The following is a 22,887-nucleotide window of genomic DNA, read 5'->3' as shown; positions in this document are numbered from 1 at the left end:
TGGCGAAGAAATTAGTCCATGATAATAGAAACAAAAAGAAAAACACAGACAGTTCGGCTGAATTTCATCAGAATCAGCTTGAATCTATCTGTGTTTTTTATTTACTGGCTAGTTTTTGCCCAGTCTCTTTATTTTATATTAACAAGATAACCCAGCTTGAAAAAAGACAGATTTCAAGCTCATGTCCATCCCCTCGCCCTGCTATTTATTAGCTCAGACTGAAACAGTCTCTTCCCAGACTATTTCACTCCACTGGACCATTACACGCTTTCCAATTTCTCGGCTCGTGAACAAAGGACCCGTCGGGGTCCTTTGTTTAATACATATCCAAATAGTTGTCGATTTCCCATTGAGAAACGTAGGTTGCGTAGCTTGCCCATTCGATTTTCTTAGCTTCCAAGAAATTCGTATAGATATGATCACCTAGAGCTGCACGAACTACCTCATCTTCACGAAGAGCTTTCAATGCATTGTGAAGAGTTGAAGGAAGATCAGTGATTCCTGCTTCACGACGCTCCTCATCAGACATTGCATAGATATTAGATTCTACTGGGGCTGGTGCCTCAATCTTATTTTGAATACCTTCCAAGCCAACTTCCAACAGAACGGCCATAGCTAAGTATGGGTTGGCAGTTGGATCAACCGAGCGCAATTCTAAACGAGTTCCCATTCCACGTGATGCAGGTACGCGAACCAATGGTGAGCGGTTTTTTCCAGCCCAAGCAATATACACAGGAGCTTCAAAGCCTGGAACCAAACGCTTGTAAGAGTTCACTGTCGGGTTTGTAATAGCAGTATAGTTATAAGCATGCTTAATCAAACCACCAAGGAAATGGTAAGCAGTTTGAGACAGCTGCATACCGCGAGGATCTTCTGGATCAAAGAAGGCATTATTCCCATCCTTATCAAAGAGTGACATGTTGCAGTGCATACCTGAGCCAGCAATACCAAACTTAGGCTTGGCCATAAATGTCGCATACATACCATGCTTACGAGCAATTGTTTTAACAACTAACTTGAAGATTTGAATATTGTCACAAGCTTTTAAGACATCCGCATATTTGAAGTCAATTTCATGCTGACCTACTGCCACTTCGTGATGGCTCGCTTCAACTTCAAAGCCCATCTCTGTCAAGACATTGACGATTTCGCGACGTGTATTATCAGCCAAGTCCGTTGGTGCGAGGTCAAAGTAACCACCTTTATCATTTACTTCAAGCGTTGGATTTCCTTGTTCGTCCATCTTAAAGAGGAAGAATTCTGGTTCTGGACCAAGGTTGAATGAAGAGAAACCTGCCTCTTCCATGTGACGAAGCGATTTCTTCAAATTTCCACGTGGGTCACCAGCAAAAGGCTTAGCATCTGTTGTATAAATATCACAAATCAAGCCAGCTACACGGCCATTTTCATCACCCCAAGGGAAGATAGTCCATGTATCCAAGTCTGGGTAAAGATACATATCTGATTCATTGATACGAACAAATCCTTCAATAGATGAACCATCAAACATGACCTTATTTGACAAAACCTTTTCGACCTGCTCATCAGTTGCTGGAATTTCTACGTTTTTCATCACTCCCATGATGTCTGTAAACATAAGACGTAGGAAGGTAACGTTTTTCTCTTTGATATCACGCTTGATATCTGCCACTGTGAATGTCATTATTTTTCTCCTCTATTTTAAAAGCTAATTACGACGAACGGAAAATGGAACTAGGACTTGAAAATCGTCCCTGACGACTGAATTCATCATGTAAGATACGACGGACATCTTCATCAGTCAAGGTTTTCTGCTGTTTTTGGACCTTAGCTTTCGCTTCCCGATTTGCATATTCCTTCTTAATCGCAGCAATATTCAAACCTTCATCCAAAAAATCCTTGATTTCTAAAAGTAAGTCCATATCATTTAGAGAATACAAGCGACGATTCCCTTCATTGCGATCGGGCTTAATCAAGCCTTGATCTTCATAGTAACGAATTTGACGAGCAGTTAAATCTGTCAACTTCATTACACTACCGATCGGAAAGATGGCTAAGGAACGACGAAACTCTTTTTCTCTCATAACGAACTCCTTTCTGCCTACCATTATAGGAGAATTTTTTTTTGAGGTCAATAGGCGATGTTATATTTTGTGACATCATTTATCCTGAAAACGTTTTTTTATAACATTCACATCATAATTAACTAGAATCGCAATGAAAACTCCAATAAAGGTTTCAAACACACGAATAAACACATATTGAATCGTATCACCAGCAGGGATAGACAATGTAATAATTAATAAAGCTGACACTCCACCAATAATTCCCGCTTTATTATTCATCGCCACATTTGTCATAATCGTTAACATGACAAATATCGGAACAAAAAACGCAGTTACCCAAAAATGAGCTAAGAATAACCTATCCAAAATAAAGAAGAGTAGCGCATAAAAACCAGCAATAGAATTGCCCAGAATACGAGAAGCTCCAAAATGGACACTCTGATCGAAATCTTCTCGTAAACTAAACACAGCCGTCAAAGCCGCAATCTGAATCCCTTGCCAACCCAGAAAACCAAACAAAAGAATAACTAGGAAGACTGCCAAACCCGATTTGAACGTCCGCATCCCCAACCGAAATTTCTTTGGATCAAATGTATATTTTTTAAACATACCTCTATTCTAACATGATTTCGAAAAATAGAATAGCAAATACCTGCCCAGCTTTTCTTTTCTCCTAAGCTCGACTGGAAAAGCCTCCTGTTCACGCCAGCTTTTCGAAAAAACAATAATCTGCCACTTCAAATCAGCCGCAAGAGGGAACCCAGAAGTAAGATAAACGAATAGACACTGCAAAAAACAACGTCTTTTTTACATTTATATTTTCGTTCGGTAGCTGAATGGCAGTTGTGACCAAGATTCAGCCTTACGGGCTTCAAATAGCCCAGTGGGATATTTGAAGTTATCACCAAGAAAAAAACAAAGCAACAAGCTACGGAATTATTTTTGACAGAAGCTTCGCTTCTTCTATTTCTAACCGAGGCTGGGAAAAAAGTCCTGCCACGCTTCTCAGAGTTCGTGTCAACATCTCAGCGCAGTGGTTGATTGGCTCTAACAATCTGGGAGATTGTTAGAGGTTGGAGATAAGATTTGCGAAGCAAATCTCAGCAATTCGAGTTGCACACTCCAAATCTGACCTATACGACTGATGCGAACAGAGTTCGCTTCATCTCCAACCTCAAACTGTCTCACAGACAGTTTGAGCTATGCAGGGGTGGGAGTAAAATAGTCGAGTGGACTATTTTAGCCCGAACCTAAATGTTTGGAAGTGAGGGGAACTTTTTTAGACCAGTCGAGTTCTTTCCCACTCCCACTGACTCACCGCCTATTTTTCATTTCAGTAAGCACCGCAAGTTCTGGAAGCACTTTTCACCTTGCTAGACTTTCTAACTCGCTTAGCTTCGTAGAAACTCTACGCGATGCACAAAATGCAACGGAAACCCGTTGCATTTTAGCCTTTCCCTAGGCTGATTTTCTAAACTCACTAGGTTCACAGAAAATCTAGCCTTTGCACTAGAAAAGAGTTGGTCTCCCAACTCTTTTCATCGTTCATACGCAGTAGCTAAATGGTAGTTCACTTTGCTACGCTTGTGACCAACCTATTCAGCCTTGCGGGGTTCAAATAGCCCAGTGGACTATTTGAAGTTGTCACCAAGAAAAATAAAGCAACAAGCTACGAAATCATTTTTGACAGAAGCTTCGCTTCTTCTATTTCTAACCTCAACATATCTCACAGATATGTTGAACTAACTTACCGCCTATTTTTCATTTCAGTAAGAGCTGCAAGTCCTGGAAGCACTTTGCCCTCAAGAAGTTCCATTGATGCACCACCACCAGTTGAGATCCATGAGAACTTGTCTGCACGGCCAAGGTTGATAGCTGCTGCTGCTGAGTCACCACCACCGATGATTGATTTCACGCCTGGTTGTTTCACGATCGCGTCCATTACACCGATTGTACCAGCTTGGAAGTCTGGGTTTTCAAATACACCCATAGGACCATTCCAAACAACTGTTTTCGCACCAGTCAAAGCTTCGTCAAACTTAGCGATTGACTTAGGACCGATGTCAAGACCAAGGAAGCCTTCTGAAACTGCTTCGCCTTCAGTGTCACGAACTTCAGTGTATCCAGCAAATGCGTTAGCTTCTTTTGAGTCAACTGGCAAGATCAATTTACCATTAGCTTTTTCAAGAAGTGCTTTTGCCACATCAAGCTTGTCTTCTTCTACAAGTGAGTTACCGATTTCGATACCTTGAGCTTTGTAGAATGTGTAAGTCATACCACCACCGATAAGAACTTTGTCAGCTTTTTCAAGAAGGTTCTCGATAACACCGATCTTATCAGATACTTTTGAACCACCAAGGATTGCTACAAATGGGCGCTCTGGAGTTTCAACAGCTTCTTGGATGTAAGCAATTTCGTTTTCCAAAAGGAAACCAGCTACTGCTTTTTCTACGTTTGCTGAGATACCAACGTTTGATGCGTGTGCACGGTGTGCAGTACCAAATGCATCGTTAACAAAGATACCATCACCAAGTGAAGCCCAGTATTTACCAAGTTCTTCGTCGTTTTTAGATTCTTTCTTACCATCAACATCTTCGAAACGAGTGTTTTCAACAAGGAGAACTTGTCCATCTTCCAAAGCATTGATAGCTGCTTCCAATTCAGCACCACGAGTAGCACCTGCAATGAAAGCAACGTCTTGACCCAATTTAGCTGCCAAGTCAGCTGCTACAGGAGCCAATGATTTACCTTCTTTGTCAGCTTCTTCTTTCACACGACCAAGGTGAGAGAAAAGAATTGCACGTCCACCTTGCTCAAGAATATACTTGATAGTTGGAAGAGCTGCTGTAATACGGTTATCATTAGTGATAACGCCATCTTTCAAAGGCACGTTAAAGTCCACGCGAACAAGAACTTTTTTGCCTTTCAATTCTACATCTTTAACAGTCAATTTTGCCATTAGATAAGAACTCCTTAAATTATATTTACTTTACCATTGTATCATATTTTCTGTATTTTTTCTTGCATAAAGATATTTTTTTCACAAATGTTATGAAATCTAAAACTATCGCCTCGTAATCAGATTTTTCAAATTCTAAAGTTGCCAAATCAGAAACAACTTATGCCATCCTTGCTTCTTAGCATAAGGAAACAGCTATATTTCAGCAATCAAAAAAAGAGGCCGAAGCCTCTTCGATTTTCACTAAGGATTATTTAGCGATTTTTGCGAAGTACTCAAGAGTACGAACAAGTTGTGCAGTGTAAGACATTTCGTTGTCGTACCATGAAACAACTTTAACCAATTGCTCGCCATCAACTTCGATAACTTTAGTTTGAGTTGCATCAAACAATGAACCGAATGAGATACCTACGATATCTGAAGATACGAGTTGGTCTTCAGTGTAACCAAATGATTCAGTAGCAGCAGCTTTCATAGCAGCGTTTACTTCTTCAGCAGTTACTTTCTTGTCAAGAGTTGCAACCAATTCAGTTACAGAACCTGTTGGAACTGGAACACGTTGTGCAGCACCGTCAAGTTTACCGTTCAATTCTGGGATTACCAAGCCGATAGCTTTAGCAGCACCAGTTGAGTTAGGAACGATGTTTGCAGCAGCAGCACGTGCACGACGAAGGTCACCACCACGGTGTGGTCCGTCAAGAACCATTTGGTCACCAGTGTAACCGTGGATTGTAGTCATCAAACCTTTTTGAACGCCAAATGCATCGTGAAGAGCTTTAGCCATTGGTGCCAAACAGTTTGTAGTACATGAAGCACCTGAGATAACTGTTTCAGTACCATCAAGGATGTCGTGGTTAGTGTTGAAAACAACAGTCTTAACATCGTTACCACCAGGAGCAGTGATAACAACTTTTTTAGCACCGTTAGCGTGGATGTGTTGCTCAGCTTTTTCTTTAGAAGCAAAGAAACCTGTAGCTTCCAAAACGATATCTACGCCATCAGTAGCCCAGTCGATGTTTCCTGGCTCACGCTCAGCAGAAACTTTAACGAATTTACCGTTAACTTCGAAACCACCGTCTTTAACTTCAACAGTACCGTCGAAACGACCTTGAGTTGTGTCATATTTCAACAAGTGTGCAAGCATTACTGGATCTGTAAGGTCGTTGATACGAGTAACTTCAACACCTTCTACGTTTTGGATACGACGGAAAGCAAGACGACCGATACGTCCGAAACCGTTAATACCAACTTTAACTACCATGAATGATTTCCTCCTTATGAAAATCGAGTTCTTTATTTTAAAAGGCAAGCCTTTTAATCCTTTTGTGAAAATATTAACTTGTAAGCCTACAAGCATCTTTTCAACGTTTTTATTATATAACTATTTACCGAAAATTGCAACTGCTTACCGGTTCATCTTATGTAAAAAATAGAAGGCCAAAAAATAAAAGCTAAAAATCATAGCCATGCGTTCTCTCGGGTGGTTATGACTGGTTAAATACTTAACTTAATAGCATTGCCATACCTCGACACATTTTTTACCGATTCTTGGTTTACTACTACTTCTATTTTTTACCTAAAAAAGTGTCTACCGCCCATTTTGGACCGCAGACACCTCTATAATCTTTTACCACACTCGTAAGCGGTCTTCTGGTTTCACATACATTGGATCCCCTTCTTTGACATTGAAGTCTGTATAGAATTGATCAATTTGGTTGACAATGTTGTTAACCCGATATTTAGCTGGTGGATGTTCGTCGCTGATGCTGGCAATAGCAAATTCTTTGGTGGTGACTTCACGCCATGCTTTACCATAAGACTCGAAGACTTTCTTCGTATTGTAGCCTTTTTTCTGAGCAATATCAATGGCAACCGTTAAACCACCGAGATCCGCCATGATTTCACCGGTTGAAATTTCGCCATTGACATAGTAGCCCGGAGCCACTTCCAATTTAGAGTAGATATCTGCTGCCTGTTGAACCTTTTTATTAAATTTTTCAAGGTCTTCTGGTTTCCACCAGTTGACAAGGTTCCCTTTTTCATCAAATTGAGAACCAGCCTTATCAAAGGCATGGGAAATTTCATGACCGATAACAGCCCCGATTCCACCCAGATTTTCTTCGGGACTAGCCTTTGGATCGTAGAGAGGAGCCTGTAAAATCCCTGCCGGAAAAACAATTTCGTTGTTAGTTGGGCTGTAATAGGCATTCACCGTGTGAGAAGGCATGCCGAACTGCGACTTATCAAAAGGCTTGCCAAATTGCCCCATCTCTTCACGCAATTCAAGTGTTTTTACCATATCGAAGTTAGAAAGAAGACTTCCTCCTTCTTCTTTGGATTGGATAGCAAGTTGTGAGTAATCCTTCCACTGGTCTGGATAGCCGATTTTAACAACCAATGTATCTAGTTTTTTCAAGGCCCGCATCTTGGTTTCTTCAGACATCCACTGCACTGCTTTGATTCGCTCTGCATAAGTCGCTTTAATCTCTTGAACCATAGATAGGATATTAGCCTTGGATTCTTCTGAAAAATGGTGTTTAACGTAAACTTTGCCAATCATATCTGAGAAATTTGCATCAATGGCCGCTTGAGCAACTTCTTCTTGACTCGGAGTATCTACCGCACCAGTTGCTACGCCGTCGTATTTCGCTTTTGCCTCAATTAAATTGCTTGACAGATAATCATTGTAATGGGCAATCACACGATATTGGAGCAGAGCCTTAAGAGCATCTAAATTCTTCTCTTGATAGAGTTCATTTAATTTTTTTAGAGCATCTGGTTCTGATACGACTGTCGTTGGAGCATTCTGAAGTCCTAACTCAGAAACCAACTCAGCAATCGGTAGGTTGGGAACCAGTGCTTTGACCTCATCCCAAGTCTTCTCGTTATACATGGCTTCAAAGTTATTGGCTTCTTCTTTTGGCCGTTGCACTGCAGCCATCTCTTTTTCCAAATTAAAGAGGAGGTCTGCCTTAGAAGAGGCTTCTTTTGAGGATTCTCCTGCCAAGCTAAACACTTCCTGCAGATAGGCTTTAAAGGCTTTTTGGTTTTTCAGTGAAAATTCATCTGTGCCATCATAATTTTCTTTTGGAAAACTTAACTTGTGAGGGTCAACGTAGATGGTGTTTTTGTTACTGTCTTTTATATCTTGAGTAACGTTTATATGAAGCAAATTGCGGATGTTTTTGCCGTATAGGGCTACCAGAATCTTGTTGAGTTCTTCCATGGTAGAGGCTTTTTTAATCTCCTCTAAATAAGGCTTGATAGGCTCTAACCCCAATTTGTTGCGAGTATCAAAATCGGCTGCCAATCGGTAAAAATCAATAAGTTTTTTCTCATCACTACCAGCTTGCAGCTTGGAATAGTCCATATCCAGCTGGTCAATCATCTCCTGTATCGCTTCTTGCGTTTTCTCAGAGAGTTGACTCAGATTATCTATTTGCGATTCACCGGCACCTAATTTTGTATTTTTCAACCATTGCGCATTGATATAAGAATGAAAATCCGTCTGTGGTGTTGCTTCACCTGCTTTGGGAGCCGAGGAATTACTTGTGCCACAGGCTGTCAAAAATGTCGCACAGGCGACTGCTACTAATGAAAATTTTAGTTTTTTTCTCATGGTTTCTGTCCTTTCTTTTTATTGTTAATGTGCTTAGTACCACTATTTCATCACCATACAAGCATCCTCCTTTAGTAATTAGCGGTCCTAAACTACTCTTTCATCGATCTACCTTATAAGGATTCTAACATTTATATCTGCTTTTCTTCTGTAGCCTATCTATTAATTCTCTTATTTTTTATAACCATTCCCAAACAAAGTAATTCTAAATAATTTAAAACATTTATTTTAGCTGATTAAGTGTGAGTAGGCGAGAACTCGAACGATCAAAAGAGTTCGGCAACAATTCCTAATTTCAAGTTATTAAGCTAAAACAATCTATTCCCAGACCGTTTTAATCCGTTTATTTCACAGTAGTCGGACCTGGGAGTCACTGTTGAGTTCATCGACAACAGGAACTTATACCCAATGAAATCCCAAAATAGCAAACCCTGATCTTTTGTTAGCCATCCACACCTAAATTAGGGTAATTTTTTATAAATTGTAGCTTTCTCATTGTATATTTCCAAAATGAATCTGGCGGATATCTGTTTTATATAGTGTAGTCGTTTAGTTTGTTTTTAGTACTCGCTTCAAAGGTTCGGGAAACCTTTGAAGGCTGGAGATAGGGCGAAGCAAGTTCGTCTCAATAGCTGCAAGTTGCTAGAACAGCCTAAAGGCTGTTCTAGGTTGGAAATAAGACTTGCCTCGCAAATCACTTCTGTAAAGTACGACAAAGCGAGTTCAAATACTCCAGTGAAGTGTTTGAAGTTGGAAATAAGGAAACGAAGTTTCCTCGCTCGTCGAAGCAATCAAAGATAAACTACTGATACTCAATGAAAATCAAAAGTAGCCTAGGAAACGAAGCCGAAGATAGAACTGGAGTTCATCAAGGCAAGTTGACAACGGATAATTTTGATTTTCGAAGAGTATGAGTATCACGCTCAGATGTGTGACATATCCGTCGTACCAAAAAAACACCTACCCGAAGGTAGGTGTAGATAGACAATTATGCATTGCCACCGTTTTTCTTAATGATTTCATCTTGTACAGATTTTGGTACATCTTCGTAGTGGTCAAATACCATCATGAAAGTACCGCGACCTTGTGTTGCTGAACGAAGAACAGTTGCGTAACCGAACATTTCCGCAAGTGGCACATAAGCACGAACGATTTGTGTGTTACCACGAGCTTCCATACCATCAACGCGACCACGACGTGCAGTAACGTGACCCATAACGTCACCAAGGTTATCTTCTGGTGCAGTGATTGTTACAAGCATCATTGGCTCAAGGATAGTTGGTTGAGCTGATTTAGCTGCTTCTTTAAGGGCAAGAGATGCTGCCACTTTGAAGGCTGTTTCAGATGAGTCGACATCGTGGTATGAACCATCGTAAAGCTTAGCTTTAACGTCAACGATTGGGTAACCAGCAAGAACACCGTTAGCCATAGATTCTACGAGACCTTTTTCAACCGCTGGGATGAATTCACGTGGAACCACACCACCGACGATAGCATTCTCGAACTCGAAACCTTTACCTTCTTCGTTTGGTGTGAATTCGATCCAAACGTCACCGAATTGACCTTTACCACCAGACTGGCGTTTGAAGAAACCACGAGCTTGAGTAGAAGCGCGGAATGTTTCACGGTATGATACTTGAGGAGCACCTACGTTTGCTTCAACCTTGAATTCACGACGCATACGGTCAACAAGGACATCCAAGTGCAACTCACCCATACCAGAGATAACTGTTTCACCAGTTTCAACGTTTGTTTCAACGCGGAATGTTGGATCTTCTTCAGCCAATTTAGAAAGGGCAATACCCATCTTGTCTTGGTCAGCTTTAGACTTAGGCTCAACCATCAATTGGATAACTGGTTCTGGAACGTGGATTGACTCAAGGATGATTTTTGCTTTTTCATCTGTCAATGAGTCACCAGTTGTAGTATCTTTCAAACCAACCGCAGCGGCGATGTCACCTGCATAAACAGTTTCAATTTCTTGACGGCTGTTTGCGTGCATTTGAAGGATACGTCCGATACGCTCACGTTTACCTTTAGAAGTGTTCAATACGTATGAACCGCTGTTAAGAACACCTGAGTATACACGGAAGAATGTCAAACGACCTACGAATGGGTCAGTCATGATCTTGAAGGCAAGAGCTGCAAATGGCTCTTCATCTGATGCATGACGCTCTTCTTCAGCATCTGTATCTGGGTTAACACCTTTAATAGCAGGGATGTCAAGTGGGCTTGGAAGGTAGTCAATAACCGCATCAAGCATCAATTGAACACCTTTGTTTTTGAAGGCTGAACCACACAATACTGGGAAGAATTCAACGTTGATAGTTGCTTTACGGATAGCAGCTTTCAATTCGTCGTTTGTGATTTCTTCACCTTCAAGGTATTTCATCATCAATTCTTCATCAGTTTCAGCAACTGCTTCAACCAATTTTTCACGGTATTCTTCAGCTTGCTCAAGGTATTCAGCTGGAATATCTTCTTCAAGAATATCTGTACCAAGGTCGTTAGTATAGATTTCAGCTTTCATCTTGATCAAGTCGATGATACCACGGAACTCATCTTCAGAACCGATTGGCAATTGGATTGGGTGAGCATTTGCTTGAAGACGCTCATGAAGTGTGCTTACTGAGTAAAGGAAGTCCGCACCGATTTTATCCATTTTGTTTGCGAATACGATACGTGGAACACCGTATTCAGTTGCTTGACGCCAAACTGTTTCCGTTTGTGGCTCAACACCTGATTGTGAGTCAAGAACGGTTACCGCACCATCAAGAACGCGAAGTGAACGTTGTACTTCGATTGTGAAGTCCACGTGTCCTGGTGTGTCGATGATGTTTACACGGTGGTTGTTCCATTGAGCTGTTGTCGCAGCAGATGTGATAGTGATACCACGCTCTTGCTCTTGCTCCATCCAGTCCATTTGTGATGCACCTTCGTGAGTTTCACCGATTTTGTGGATTTTACCAGTGTAGTAAAGAATACGCTCAGTTGTCGTTGTTTTACCCGCGTCAACGTGCGCCATGATACCGATATTACGAGTTTTTTCTAATGAAAATTCGCGTGCCATGAGGTTTGTTCTCCTATATTTTTAGATTTCTATTCTGATTATACCATATTTTAAGAAAAGCGAGTGGGCAAATCCCACCCGCTTAAGTTCTTACTAATGGTGTGAAGTGGACGAGGCAAGCCTCAATCCGATTTGTGATGGTTGAACGAAGTTCCTTCATCTAATTAAGTTCAGTTAACTTCCATATATCCAATGTAGAACTGAACTCGAACGGCCTGCTGTCAACGAAAAAAGATAAATCTCATTGAATGCAAAAGCATTCTGCTTCGATTTCCTATTTTTCGTCGGCAGGCACGTTCTCTGTATCTTAATTAGTTGAGTTCGGACTAAAAATTCTGGAAAAAAGATAAATCTTCCTTGGACCTTAAGGCCCATCGTCTGATTTCCTATTTTTCCTTGAATTTTCTTAATGTCCTCACATCCTATCTTACCAGCGGAAGTGTGCGAATGCGCGGTTTGCTTCTGCCATTTTGTGAGTATCTTCACGTTTCTTAACAGCTGCACCAGTGTTGTTTGCTGCATCCATGATTTCTTTCGCAAGGCGATCGATCATAGTGTGCTCACCACGGTTACGAGAGATTGTTACCAACCAACGAAGACCAAGTGTTGTACGACGCTCTGGACGAACTTCAACTGGAACTTGGTAGTTAGAACCACCGACACGACGTGCACGTACTTCAAGTACAGGCATGATATTTTCCATTGCTGTTTCAAATACTTCAAGTGCATCGTTACCAGTTGCTTCTTTGATTTGATCAAAGGCACCGTAAACGATTGATGCAGCAGTACCACGTTTACCGTCCAACATAACACGGTTAATCAAACGAGTTACCAATTTTGAGTTATACAATGGATCTGGCAATACTTCGCGCTTAGGCGCTTGATTTTTACGACTCATTTATATTTCCCCTTTCTTAGCCTTTTGGACGTTTAGTACCGTATTTAGAACGGCCTTGCTTACGATCGTTAACACCTGCTGTATCAAGTGCACCACGAACGATATGGTAACGTACCCCTGGAAGGTCTTTTACACGTCCACCACGAAGAAGAACAACGCTGTGCTCTTGCAAGTTGTGACCGATACCTGGGATGTAAGCAGTAACTTCGATAAGGTTGCTCAAACGTACACGAGCAAATTTACGAAGGGCTGAGTTAGGTTTTTTAGGTGTCATTGTTCCGACACGAGTTGCAACACCGCGTTTTTGTGGTGATGAAACGTTTGTTTGAACTTTTTTACGGCTGTTGTAACCAACGTTCAAAGCTGGTGATTTAGATTTTTCTACTTTAGACTTACGTGGTTTACGTACCAACTGGTTAATTGTAGGCATCTACATTCTCCTGTATATATTTTTTATTTTTGGTGATAGGGCATTGGTGACAACCCCTATCTGTGTGTACTTTTGCAACATTTGTCAGCACGTCCCTGTACACTCTTGAGAGACCAAAAGTAAAAAGTACCGTCTAATATAGTACCACATCCCAAAACCATTGTCAAATAGATATGTTTGAAATTTTCAAGAAAAAACACAGCCAAGTAGCTGTGTCATTTTGCTATTCCTTAGTAGCCCATACCCATTCCATCCATACCTTGTGGCATAGCTGGAGCAGCTGGTTCTGGTTTGTTGGCAACAACTGCTTCCGTTGTCAAAATCAAGCTGGCTACAGAAGCCGCATTTTGAAGGGCCGAACGAGTCACCTTAACAGGGTCAATAATACCTGCATCCATCATATTCACCCACTCACCTGTTGCAGCATTAAAGCCATTCCCAAGTTCCGAATTCTTCAATTTATCAATGATAACTGAACCTTCATAACCTGCGTTATAGGCAATCTGACGAACTGGTTCTTCCAAGGCACGAAGGACAATATTGCGCCCTGTTTCATCGTCGCCTTTCAACTCCAATTTCGCTACGCTATCGATAACATTGACAAGGGCTGTACCACCACCGGCAACGATTCCTTCTTCAACTGCGGCACGTGTTGCGTTGAGGGCATCTTCGATACGGAGTTTCATTTCTTTCAACTCAGTCTCAGTAGCGGCACCGACTTTGATAACAGCAACACCACCTGACAATTTAGCCAAGCGCTCTTGCAATTTTTCACGGTCAAATTCTGAAGTTGTTCCCTCAATTTGTGACTTGATAACAGCCACACGGTTGGCAATGGCTTCTGGATTGCCAGCACCTTCAACAATAGTTGTACCATCCTTGTCAACCACAACCTTGGCAGCTTGACCAAGTGCTTCAATAGTCGCATCTTTCAAGTCCAAACCAAGATCTTCTGTAATCACTGTCCCACCTGTCAAGATCGCGATGTCTTCCAACATAACTTTACGACGGTCACCAAAGCCTGGAGCTTTGACTGCAACAACGTTGAATGTACCACGAATCTTGTTGAGAACAAGGGTAGGAAGTGCTTCACCATCCACATCGTCAGCAATAATCAAAAGCGGACGGTTGGTCTGAAGAATGCTTTCCAAGAGTGGCAAAATATCTTGGATATGAGAAATCTTCTTATCTGTAATCAAGATAAATGGATTTTCAAGCTCCGCAACCATCTTTTCATTATCTGTTACCATGTATTGTGATAGGTAACCACGGTCGAATTGCATACCTTCAACCACATCCAATTCTGTTTCCATACCGCGAGATTCTTCAATGGTAATAACACCATCTGTTCCCACGCGCTCCATAGCTTCTGAAATGTACTCACCAACTTTTTCAGAACGTGAAGACACGGCTGCGACTTGAGCAATTTCTTCTTTATTTGAAACTGGATTGGCCTGCGCTTTCAGAGCCTCAACTGCTGTTGCAACTGCTGCTTCAATCCCGCGACGGATACCGATTGGGTTGGCACCTGCAGTCACGTTTTTCAAGCCTTCGCGAACAATCGCCTGAGTCAAAACAGTGGCAGTTGTTGTACCGTCACCAGCGATGTCATTGGTTTTTGACGCCACTTCAGATACCAGCTTGGCACCCATATTTTCAAAGTGGTCTTCCAATTCGATTTCTTTGGCAATGGTTACACCGTCATTTGTAATGAGTGGTGAACCATATGCTTTTTCCAAGACAACATTGCGACCTTTTGGCCCCAAGGTTACTTTGACCGTATCAGCCAAAATATCGACACCACGAACCATGCTCTCACGAGCATCTGCTGCAAATTTAATTTCTTTTGCCATTTTCCTACCTCTTATTCTACAATTGCCAAAATGTCTGCTTCACGGATGATGTGAACGGTTTGATCTCCGTCTTTAACTTCCAATCCTGCGTGAGCATCAATCAAAACAGTATCTCCAACTGCCACCGCTGGGGCAACCAAGTCTCCGTTCAAGGTACGAATCCCTTGTCCGATCGCTAGGACACTTGCTTCTTTTGTCTTTTCTTGACTTGCACCTGCTAGGACAAAGCCACCAACTGTTTGTTCTTTTTCTTCAATTTTTACGACGATACGATCGCCCAATGGTTTTAACATTCTATTACCTCCTGGTCTTTTTAGCACTCTACACTCGTGAGTGCTAATTCACATTTCCTATTGTATCACTTGGTCAAAAATAGTCAAGAAAATTCTTTTTTAATTTACCTAAAATCCGTCGCAGGACTGAGGAAACACAACCTGTTAATTATAGTGAAACTATGTTATACTATTTTTAAAAAGTTTGGGAGTATTCATGAAATTTTTTAGAGATTTAAAAACAGATTACCTTGAAAGCCGATTTTCAGCCTATGAAAGTTTTGCAGAATGGTTTTTAAAACGTAAATTAGGCTTTTGGGGGAGTGGGAAAGAACTCGACTGGTCAAAAAGAGTTAGTCAACAAGTCTTTATTTCTAGTTGTTGAGCTGAAACAGTCTATCCCCAGACTGTTTCACTCCCACCCCCGCATAGCTCCAACAGTCAGAGTAGTGACTGTTGGAGGTTGGAAATGAAGCGAACTTTGTTCGCAACAGTCGTAATGGTCAGATTTGGAGTGTGAAACACGAACAAAACTGCCAATCAACCACTGCGCTGAGATGTTGACACCAGACCTGAGAAGAGGAGTCTTGCCTTTTGCTCAGCCGCATACCTACTCTGGCTAGTCTGGTTACTTCTCTTTTCCCGCCCCCATTACATCATCTTTTTCTTTTATGGGGTCATCCTATTGTCACTGATTGTTATGCTAGTAGAATGGTGGAAATTTAGAAAATAAACCACAAAAAACACCAACTTTCGTCGGTGTTTTTAAGGAGATATGAAAAATATTTAGGATTGACTATAGTATAGCCTATTTTTCAATACACTCCATCGGTCTTGGGACTGATATTGCTTTAAAACGGTAATTCCTCCTCTTCCAAGACCAAGTCAGCTAGGTCATCACCAGTATTATTTTCACGCATGGCACGTTGAGCACGGCTTTCTAGTAATTGGAAAGATTGGCCTAGAATCTCTGTCACATAGTGGTTGCTGCCGTCTTTTTCGTATTTTCGCGTTCGCAACTCACCATCAATAGAAATCAGACTACCCTTGCTGCCATAAGAAACAAGTGTCTCCGCCAGTTTGCCCCAGAAAATAACATTGAGAAAATCTGCTTCACGCTCACCATTTTCTGTCTTAAATCGGCGATTGACTGCGACAGTAACACGGGTCAGATTTTTGCCGTTAGGGGTTTGAGTGAGTTCGGGTTGGGCCGTTAAGCGACCGATTGCAATAACTTTATTATACATTTTATATCCTCCTACTTATTTATTCGTAGAAGGATTAGAAAAGGAGCGAAAATCATGAAAGAATTTTTGATGGAAAAGATACAGACCTCCCAACCATATGCCGATGCCGAACTGGCTTGGTTGTTGGAAAACATCGGTCATCCAGACCCTACTATACGCGACGAACTGGTTTATGCTAGTTTTTGCCACATCTTTTTGGAGGGCTTAGTCACAAGAGAGCAAGCACAGTCGCTGCTACAATTCTCTCAAGGAACCAATCCTCTTTCCCTAGAGAGTTCCACACAAAAACGAAGTTTTATTTGCTTACTTTACTGTCTGTTTCTGTCTGTCGATAATGAGCCAGAGTCTATTTATCATGCATTTTTAAGCACTAACGACCGTGAGTTACTCTTCCAGCAGGCCTTGGATTATTTGGCGATTGAGAATGACTGGTCTGGCTACAATGAAAAACTCGGTTGGATCCATACCGCTGCCCACGGAGCAGATTTTCTTCTGGCCGCAAGCTGTCATGATCAATTTCCCGCTTGAAAAAAGCAAAGAAGTCTGGCAAACTATTGTCACTTGTCTAACTAAACAAAGTAAAGTTTTCTCAGCTGGCGAGGAAATCCGTCTGGCACAAATCCCTGTCTACCTCCTGCTGAATGAAAAAGTGTCAAGCCAAGAGCTGACGGAATGGATTAGCAAGCAGGACTTTCCAAATCAAGAACCAGTAGACTACTTCCGGTGGCTCAATCTCCAACATTTTCTGTCTAGTCTTTACTTCCAACTTAGGTCACATCAGGCATCGACCGAAGAAATCGAACAGGCTATTGAAGGAAAAATTGAACCAGCATAAAAGAATTGGTCACCTGACCAATTCTTCTTTTTCTATCCCTTCCAGTGTTTTGCTGGATCAAGTGCTTCTCCGACCACTGCGGAGTCGTCCAATTCGATAATACCACGGACTTGTGGTGCGTTTGGCAGAGCCAATTCACGCGGACTGCACATCATACCAAAGCTATCTTCACCGCGCAATTTTCCTGGGAAAATCAGGCTACCGCTCGGCATCATTGCCCCCGGAAGAGCCACAATGGTTTTCAATCCTTGGGCAGCATTTGGGGCACCAGCTACGATTTGCACTGTTTTGTCACCAACATTGACCTGACAGATATTGAGGTGGTCGCTGTCTGGATGAGGAACCAATTCCACAATCTGACCGACTACAAACTTTGGAGCATTGTCGTTAACCAAGCCCTCAGTAAAGCCTTCTTCTGCTAAAACCGCATTCAAGGTCGCAACTTGCTCGTCTGTCAAGAAAACTTGACCATTTCCAGCCATCTCAACCAAACTTGATGCTTCAAAGATGTTCCAGGCCACTGTTTTTCCTGTTTCTTCTAGGAAAACACGCGCCACTTGACCCTTGCGTTCAAACTGAACAGGCTGACCCTTGTCTTCAGCCACAATCACCATAAGAACATCGCCGACGTGTTCCTTATTATATGTAAAAATCATTTCTTTTTCATTTCTCCTTTATGCAAATAGACCGGTCAAGCCTTTCCAAAGATTTTCAAAAAAGGCACCGATTTTTTCTAAAATCCCTGAATCTTGTAGATTCTTATAGGCTTCTGAAATTTGTTGCTCCGCCTGTTGCTTAAACTGGTTGAGCTGGGCAGCAACCTCAGCCGAATCAATAGCAGAGGTTTCCTGATAAGCTTTGGCAAATGTGACTAGCTTAGAAATTTCATCTGCTGTGATGACATTTTCCAAACCGTTATCGGCCAAGACATCGTTAATAATAGTATTGATGTCAGCCTCAGAAGCCACCTGACCATTGGACTTTTTGTAGTCGGCAAGAGCAGTCTTGATTTCCGCCACTGCCTTATCCAAGGCCGAACTATCAAAATTAGTGTCACCTGTGTGAGCCGTTGCCACTTCATTGACTGTTTCTAGCTCCTGTTGAGCTACTTCAGTTCGAGCGGTATCAACTGTTTCACCATTGGCTGCAAGAGCCTTGTAAACACCTGTCAAGGCAGACTCCCCCGTTACCTGAATCGGAGAAGCTACATCAATCAAGACGTCCGTCGCACCAGCTGTAATAGCCGCATTGGCATACTGCGTTTCGGTAATCAAGGTGATGTTCTGTGGCGTCTTAATATCCACCACTACCCCTTTGCCAGCGTCCTGCTTTTGCACCAAGACAGATGAATAGAGGGAGGCTGTGTCCGCTCCAGATGTACCTAAATATTGGTCCATATCCGTGCCAACAACCACCTGACGGCTAACATTATTAACATCCGAAATACCAAATAGATTGTTAACCTCTGTCGCCTGCGCATCTGACAAACCTCCACCGTAGACTAGTGTTGGCTTGCCCCATTTTTCATTGATAACATCTGTTTGAATCTCAGCCTGCACCAAGGGAGCAAGACTCAAACTCAACCCCAGCACCACAGGTGCTAGAAGGATTTTTCCTAGTGATTTCTTCATGTTCTTTCCTTTCTTTTGGGAAATGGCAGAGCTTCTCTGCTAATTTATCTACCCAGTCCAGATAAGAAGTTCATGATTTCTTCCTTGGTCTTGCGATTCTTATCGACAAAACGACCGATTTCCTTACCATTTTCCAAAACAACCAGACTTGGAATGCCTAAAATAGCCCATTCCTGTGCCAAAGGCATAAAGTCATCTCGATCCAGTTGCACAAAACGGAAATCCGGAAAAGCCTCTTCGATAGCTGGCAAATGTGGTTTGATATAGTGGCAGTCTCCACACCAAGTCGTCACAAATAGAAAAACAGTTGGCTTGCCATCTTCAATCAAGGCAGCCACTTCTTCAAGATTTGTTGGAAAAATCATCTTTCTTCCTCCCTGTATTGAATAGAACCTTTGGTATTTTCAAACAAAAACACCTGTCCTGCCTCCATCACAACCCCTCCGATAAGAGTGGTCTGCGTAGAAGCCGTTTCATCCACATAGACCGTGGCAATCTCTCCTAAATCAGCGAAAAAGTCACGCACCTCCTGCAAGGCCTGTGCTTTTTTACGGTCTTCTTGGATTTTACGGTAAAATTGAGCACTAGCGGTGAGCACACCTGCCCCCAATAAGCCTGCTAGCAAGGCTGTCTTTTTCTTTTTCATGTTGACTATTTTATCATATTTCCCAGGAATTTTCCCAAAAATGCCATTGGACTTGTGACAGTTGAGAAGATCCTTTTGACATATTAGTAGGACAAGTCCAGCTCTTCGTGATAAAATAGTAGTAATCATGTCATGGAGGAAGAAGAATGACTCTTTTTGAAAAAATTAAAGAAGTTACCGAATTACAAAGTTTACCGGGATTTGAAGGACAGGTTCGCAACCACATCCGCCAGAAAATCACACCGCATGTGGACCGCATTGAAACAGATGGATTAGGTGGAATTTTTGGCATCAAGGATACGGCTGTTGAAAACGCTCCTCGTATCCTAGTGGCTGCACATATGGATGAAGTCGGCTTTATGATTAGCCAAATCAAGCCAGACGGCACTTTCCGTGTTGTCGAGCTGGGAGGGTGGAATCCGCTAGTTGTATCCAGTCAAGCCTTCACACTTCAACTGCAGGACGGTCGGACCATTCCTGCCATTTCAGGTTCAGTGCCTCCCCATCTTTCTCGTGGGGCTAACGCTCCTGGCATGCCTGCCATCGCTGATATTATTTTCGATGCTGGTTTCGCCAATTATGACGAAGCTTGGGCGTTCGGCGTTCGTCCGGGGGATGTCCTGGTTCCCAAAAACGAAACCATTCTAACAGCCAACGGAAAAAATGTCATTTCTAAGGCTTGGGACAACCGCTTCGGTGTCCTGATGGTGACCGAACTACTAGAAAGCCTATCCGATCAAGCTTTGCCAAATCAATTGATTGCTGGGGCAAATGTGCAAGAAGAGGTTGGTCTTCGTGGAGCTCATGCTTCGACAACCAAGTTCAATCCAGATATTTTCCTTGCTGTTGATTGCTCGCCAGCTGGAGATATTTATGGCGACCAAGGAAAAATTGGTGACGGAACGCTACTTCGTTTCTACGACCCAGGTCATATCATGTTAAAAAACATGAAAGACTTCCTCCTCTCAACTGCCGAAGAAGCAGGGGTCAAATTCCAATACTACTGCGGTAAAGGTGGAACAGATGCTGGTGCAGCTCACTTGAAAAATCAAGGTGTTCCATCAACGACAATCGGCGTCTGCGCTCGCTACATCCATTCACATCAGACTCTCTACAGCATGGATGACTTCTTAGAGGCCCAAGCCTTCTTGCAAGCCATCGTTAAAAAGCTAGACCGCTCAACGGTTGATTTGATTAAAAACTATTAAAACAAAAGACTTTGCTAGGTAGAATGCCCGGCAAAGCCTTTTTTCTATATAAGCTCTTCTAAAATGTACTTCCTCACATAGGTAATGAAATAAAGTGAGCCTGTAATCAGGTAAAGTTTTTTGGGATTGTCCAAGTCCGCCTGCTCCAACCACTTCTGATAGGTCTGAACTCGTTCATAGCCTGACGGATAATCTTCTAACTGTACCGCTCTGAAATCGTCAAAAGCCGTCACGCAAACAGGTCCAAATTGGCTAAGCTGGGACAACATCTGGTCCACAGGCTTGGTATTGATAGCTGCAAAGAGGATTTCAATATCTCTGTCCGCGTACTTTTCTTCCAAGAGTTGTGTCAGAACTGCGATGCTTTCATTATTGTGGGCTCCGTCAATCATGAGCCTTGGTTGTATCAATTCTAAGCGGCCCGGCCAGATGGCTTGGGACAAGCTCTGGCGGATGGTTTCATTGGTAATTGTTGGAAAATGAGGGCTGATGAGCTGAGCGGTTGTTACTGCCAAGGCTGCATTGACCTCTTGGTGACGGCCCTGCATAAGCAACCTTAAATCTTCTACTCGGCCGAGAGGGCTTGAAACTGCAAAGCCTGCTCTGCTATTTTCCAAAAGAATCTCCCGTCCCACCGCATAGGTCGGACTCTGAAGCTGACGAGCCTGCTCCTCAAAAACTGCCTCCACTTCTGACAAATCGGTCGCATAGATGAGCGGAACCCCCTCACGCAAGACGGCAACCTTGTGACGGGCTATGGCTGCGTGGGTCTCTCCCAAAAAAATCTGATGATCCAAGCCGATGGACGGGCAAACTACTGCCAATGGGGCAAGGACATTGGTCGCATCCTGCAAACCGCCCATGCCGGCCTCCACCAAGAGAATATCGGGGCGTTGGTAGTAGGCAAAGTAGACAAACATAGCCACCACGACAATCTCAAACTCCGAGATGGTATCCAGTCCAGCCGTCTGATCCAAGTCCTCAATCAAGGGTTGCAAGTCTGTCACAATCCTCGCAAAATCCTCCTCCGAAACCATCTCTTGCTCAAAGACAATCTGCTCTCGAAAATCAATGATAGACGGTGATGTAAAACGACCAACGGTGTAACCCGAGGACCGTAAGATCGACTGCAAGGCGTTGAGGGTCGAGCCCTTGCCATTTGTCCCTACGAAGTGAACGGTCGGCACTTGAAGTTGGGGATTATCCAAGCGTTCCAAGATCCAGTTGACACGCGCAACCCCGTGTTCCAAATCAGAGGCCGGGCGACTAGACAACCACTGCCTCATTTCTAAATAATTCATGCTTCCCTCTCTATAAAAAGCAACAGGGGGATGACCTGTTGCTAGATAGTTTCTTATTTAAGGCCCATTAACCTAGCCAATTCAGGTATTTTTTGTAAACTTGGTAAGACAAGCATAGTCACGACAATGCGTAATGGGATTTCAAAAATAGCTTTTATAAAACGACTGCTATACAGGGCAATCCAAGGTGTTCCAAAATGGAAATGGAGGGCAATCGGTGTCATGATAAAGGAAATCACAACCTGAATCAAGACAACAACCCCTGCAACATAGAGCCAATCAGCCTTGTTCTTGGTGTCTAGCGGTTTTCGATAGAAGAACCAGCCATAGATAAAAGCCGATACCGCCTCAATCAAGATAAAACTAAAAAGCATGCTCTGTCCACTAAACAAGACAAAGACTGGGTCTGAAATCGCCGCAAAGACAGCTGCCCAAACCGGACCAGCAATAGCTCCCAAAATAGTATTGGGAATAAAGGTAAATTGGACCTGCAAGGTTTCTGAAATCCGAATGGAGAAATAGTTCTCCACAACCATAACCAAGGCCAAAGTCATAGCAACAGCAGCCAATAGCTGCACCGTTAGTTTTGGAATTTTCTTTTCCATAAAAATGCTCCTTTTTCAAAAAATGGAGCTGTCGTGTATATTCGACAGCGGATGCAATGGTTTACCGCGCTACTCTCAGCCAGATTCAATGTTCCTACTCTAGGAGACATCAGATACAGGCAAAGATTAGCTTCGTTATGTGGCAACATCCCATCCACATACACTTGACGCAAACCATCTACTCTGTGCAAATTTCTTTGCTAGTCTATTGTATCACACACTATATATTTTGACCACTTGCTAAAAACTATACCTTTCTAAAGGTATA

23 protein-coding genes and 1 riboswitch are annotated in these 22,887 nt (G+C 42.5%); of the genes, 5 read left to right on the top strand and 18 right to left on the bottom strand.

Annotated elements, in window-relative coordinates:
* Positions 1 to 212: hypothetical protein (locus tag ODU50_RS08720; protein ID WP_398581395.1), on the top strand; the 212-nt coding region annotated here is incomplete at its 5' end.
* A 104-nt stretch (positions 213 to 316) separates the two neighbouring features.
* On the opposite strand, the gene glnA is transcribed toward ODU50_RS08720, so the two are convergent.
* The 11 genes from glnA to groES all read right to left on the bottom strand — a co-directional run bounded on the left by glnA (position 317) and on the right by groES (position 15,167).
* Entirely contained in the window at positions 317 to 1,663 is a 1,347-nt protein-coding gene (gene glnA, locus ODU50_RS08715) for a type I glutamate--ammonia ligase (protein WP_011921751.1), read from the bottom strand.
* A gap of 28 nt (positions 1,664 to 1,691) precedes the next feature.
* On the bottom strand, positions 1,692 to 2,063 hold the full coding sequence (locus ODU50_RS08710; RefSeq protein WP_002940041.1) for a MerR family transcriptional regulator: 372 nt from the start codon (positions 2,061 to 2,063) through the stop codon (positions 1,692 to 1,694).
* 75 nt (positions 2,064 to 2,138) lie between these two features.
* Positions 2,139 to 2,654: an aromatic acid exporter family protein gene (locus ODU50_RS08705; RefSeq protein WP_105152866.1), complete on the bottom strand. Its 516-nt coding sequence runs from the start codon at positions 2,652 to 2,654 to the stop codon at positions 2,139 to 2,141.
* A 1,138-nt stretch (positions 2,655 to 3,792) separates the two neighbouring features.
* Complete coding sequence (locus tag ODU50_RS08700) at positions 3,793 to 5,004, bottom strand: phosphoglycerate kinase (protein ID WP_105152867.1); 1,212 nt, start codon at positions 5,002 to 5,004, stop codon at positions 3,793 to 3,795.
* Positions 5,005 to 5,254: 250 nt separating this feature from the next.
* Positions 5,255 to 6,265, bottom strand: a complete 1,011-nt coding sequence (gap, locus tag ODU50_RS08695; protein WP_012775479.1) for a type I glyceraldehyde-3-phosphate dehydrogenase — start codon at positions 6,263 to 6,265, stop codon at positions 5,255 to 5,257.
* A gap of 366 nt (positions 6,266 to 6,631) precedes the next feature.
* Entirely contained in the window at positions 6,632 to 8,623 is a 1,992-nt protein-coding gene (locus ODU50_RS08690; protein WP_105152868.1) for a M13 family metallopeptidase, read from the bottom strand.
* Positions 8,624 to 9,611: 988 nt separating this feature from the next.
* Positions 9,612 to 11,693 carry an elongation factor G gene (gene fusA / locus ODU50_RS08685; RefSeq protein ID WP_011921743.1) on the bottom strand — a complete coding sequence of 694 codons (2,082 nt, stop codon included), beginning with the start codon at positions 11,691 to 11,693 and terminating at the stop codon, positions 9,612 to 9,614.
* Between the two features lie 427 nt (positions 11,694 to 12,120).
* Positions 12,121 to 12,591, bottom strand: coding sequence for a 30S ribosomal protein S7 (gene rpsG, locus ODU50_RS08680; protein ID WP_105152870.1), 471 nt, complete (start codon positions 12,589 to 12,591; stop codon positions 12,121 to 12,123).
* Between the two features lie 16 nt (positions 12,592 to 12,607).
* Entirely contained in the window at positions 12,608 to 13,021 is a 414-nt protein-coding gene (rpsL, locus tag ODU50_RS08675; protein ID WP_002940030.1) for a 30S ribosomal protein S12, read from the bottom strand.
* Between the two features lie 230 nt (positions 13,022 to 13,251).
* Positions 13,252 to 14,874 carry a chaperonin GroEL gene (gene groL / locus ODU50_RS08670; protein WP_105152871.1) on the bottom strand — a complete coding sequence of 541 codons (1,623 nt, stop codon included), beginning with the start codon at positions 14,872 to 14,874 and terminating at the stop codon, positions 13,252 to 13,254.
* Between the two features lie 11 nt (positions 14,875 to 14,885).
* Positions 14,886 to 15,167 (bottom strand): co-chaperone GroES, encoded by a 282-nt coding sequence (gene groES, locus ODU50_RS08665; protein ID WP_014637330.1) that lies wholly within the window; start codon positions 15,165 to 15,167, stop codon positions 14,886 to 14,888.
* A gap of 196 nt (positions 15,168 to 15,363) precedes the next feature.
* On the opposite strand from groES, the gene ODU50_RS08660 reads away from it, so the two are divergent.
* Positions 15,364 to 15,531 (top strand): hypothetical protein, encoded by a 168-nt coding sequence (locus tag ODU50_RS08660; RefSeq protein ID WP_172004969.1) that lies wholly within the window; start codon positions 15,364 to 15,366, stop codon positions 15,529 to 15,531.
* A 466-nt stretch (positions 15,532 to 15,997) separates the two neighbouring features.
* Here the strand turns inward: ODU50_RS08660 and ODU50_RS08655 are convergent, their stop codons facing one another.
* Positions 15,998 to 16,393, bottom strand: coding sequence for a single-stranded DNA-binding protein (locus tag ODU50_RS08655; RefSeq protein ID WP_015646304.1), 396 nt, complete (start codon positions 16,391 to 16,393; stop codon positions 15,998 to 16,000).
* Between the two features lie 54 nt (positions 16,394 to 16,447).
* On the opposite strand from ODU50_RS08655, the gene ODU50_RS08650 reads away from it, so the two are divergent.
* Positions 16,448 to 16,921: a DUF2785 domain-containing protein gene (locus ODU50_RS08650; RefSeq protein WP_269088689.1), complete on the top strand. Its 474-nt coding sequence runs from the start codon at positions 16,448 to 16,450 to the stop codon at positions 16,919 to 16,921.
* Complete coding sequence (locus ODU50_RS08645; RefSeq protein ID WP_269088690.1) at positions 16,902 to 17,228, top strand: DUF2785 domain-containing protein; 327 nt, start codon at positions 16,902 to 16,904, stop codon at positions 17,226 to 17,228. The genes ODU50_RS08650 and ODU50_RS08645 overlap by 20 nt, the downstream gene beginning before the upstream one ends.
* Positions 17,229 to 17,260: 32 nt before the next feature.
* Here the strand turns inward: ODU50_RS08645 and ytpR are convergent, their stop codons facing one another.
* From ytpR to ODU50_RS08625, 4 genes are read right to left on the bottom strand one after another with little or no spacing between them, the layout of a single operon-like run.
* Positions 17,261 to 17,884 (bottom strand): YtpR family tRNA-binding protein, encoded by a 624-nt coding sequence (gene ytpR, locus ODU50_RS08640; protein WP_105104958.1) that lies wholly within the window; start codon positions 17,882 to 17,884, stop codon positions 17,261 to 17,263.
* A gap of 18 nt (positions 17,885 to 17,902) precedes the next feature.
* A complete protein-coding gene (locus ODU50_RS08635) occupies positions 17,903 to 18,859 on the bottom strand; it encodes a DUF1002 domain-containing protein (RefSeq protein ID WP_105152872.1) in 957 nt (318 codons plus the stop codon).
* A 44-nt stretch (positions 18,860 to 18,903) separates the two neighbouring features.
* Positions 18,904 to 19,224: a thioredoxin family protein gene (locus ODU50_RS08630; RefSeq protein ID WP_024375735.1), complete on the bottom strand. Its 321-nt coding sequence runs from the start codon at positions 19,222 to 19,224 to the stop codon at positions 18,904 to 18,906.
* On the bottom strand, positions 19,221 to 19,505 hold the full coding sequence (locus ODU50_RS08625; protein ID WP_012774909.1) for a DUF4651 domain-containing protein: 285 nt from the start codon (positions 19,503 to 19,505) through the stop codon (positions 19,221 to 19,223). Before ODU50_RS08625 ends, ODU50_RS08630 begins: the two co-directional genes overlap by 4 nt.
* Before the next feature lie 146 nt (positions 19,506 to 19,651).
* Between ODU50_RS08625 and pepA the strand changes: the two genes are divergently transcribed.
* A complete protein-coding gene (pepA, locus tag ODU50_RS08620) occupies positions 19,652 to 20,713 on the top strand; it encodes a glutamyl aminopeptidase (RefSeq protein ID WP_105152873.1) in 1,062 nt (353 codons plus the stop codon).
* Between the two features lie 44 nt (positions 20,714 to 20,757).
* Here pepA and ODU50_RS08615 read toward each other — a convergent pair whose 3' ends face one another.
* On the bottom strand, positions 20,758 to 22,014 hold the full coding sequence (locus ODU50_RS08615; protein WP_105152874.1) for a folylpolyglutamate synthase/dihydrofolate synthase family protein: 1,257 nt from the start codon (positions 22,012 to 22,014) through the stop codon (positions 20,758 to 20,760).
* A gap of 53 nt (positions 22,015 to 22,067) precedes the next feature.
* A complete protein-coding gene (locus tag ODU50_RS08610; RefSeq protein WP_105152875.1) occupies positions 22,068 to 22,619 on the bottom strand; it encodes a folate family ECF transporter S component in 552 nt (183 codons plus the stop codon).
* Between the two features lie 43 nt (positions 22,620 to 22,662).
* Positions 22,663 to 22,807: riboswitch (THF riboswitch) on the bottom strand.
* Positions 22,808 to 22,887: the final 80 nt, after the last annotated feature.

The sequence above is a fragment of the Streptococcus sp. 2020WUSS084 genome, assembly GCF_044427445.1.
In the GTDB taxonomy this organism is placed as follows: domain Bacteria; phylum Bacillota; class Bacilli; order Lactobacillales; family Streptococcaceae; genus Streptococcus; species Streptococcus suis.
Note: the sequence above shows the minus strand (reverse complement) of the source record. Positions and strands in the feature narration are given on the sequence as shown.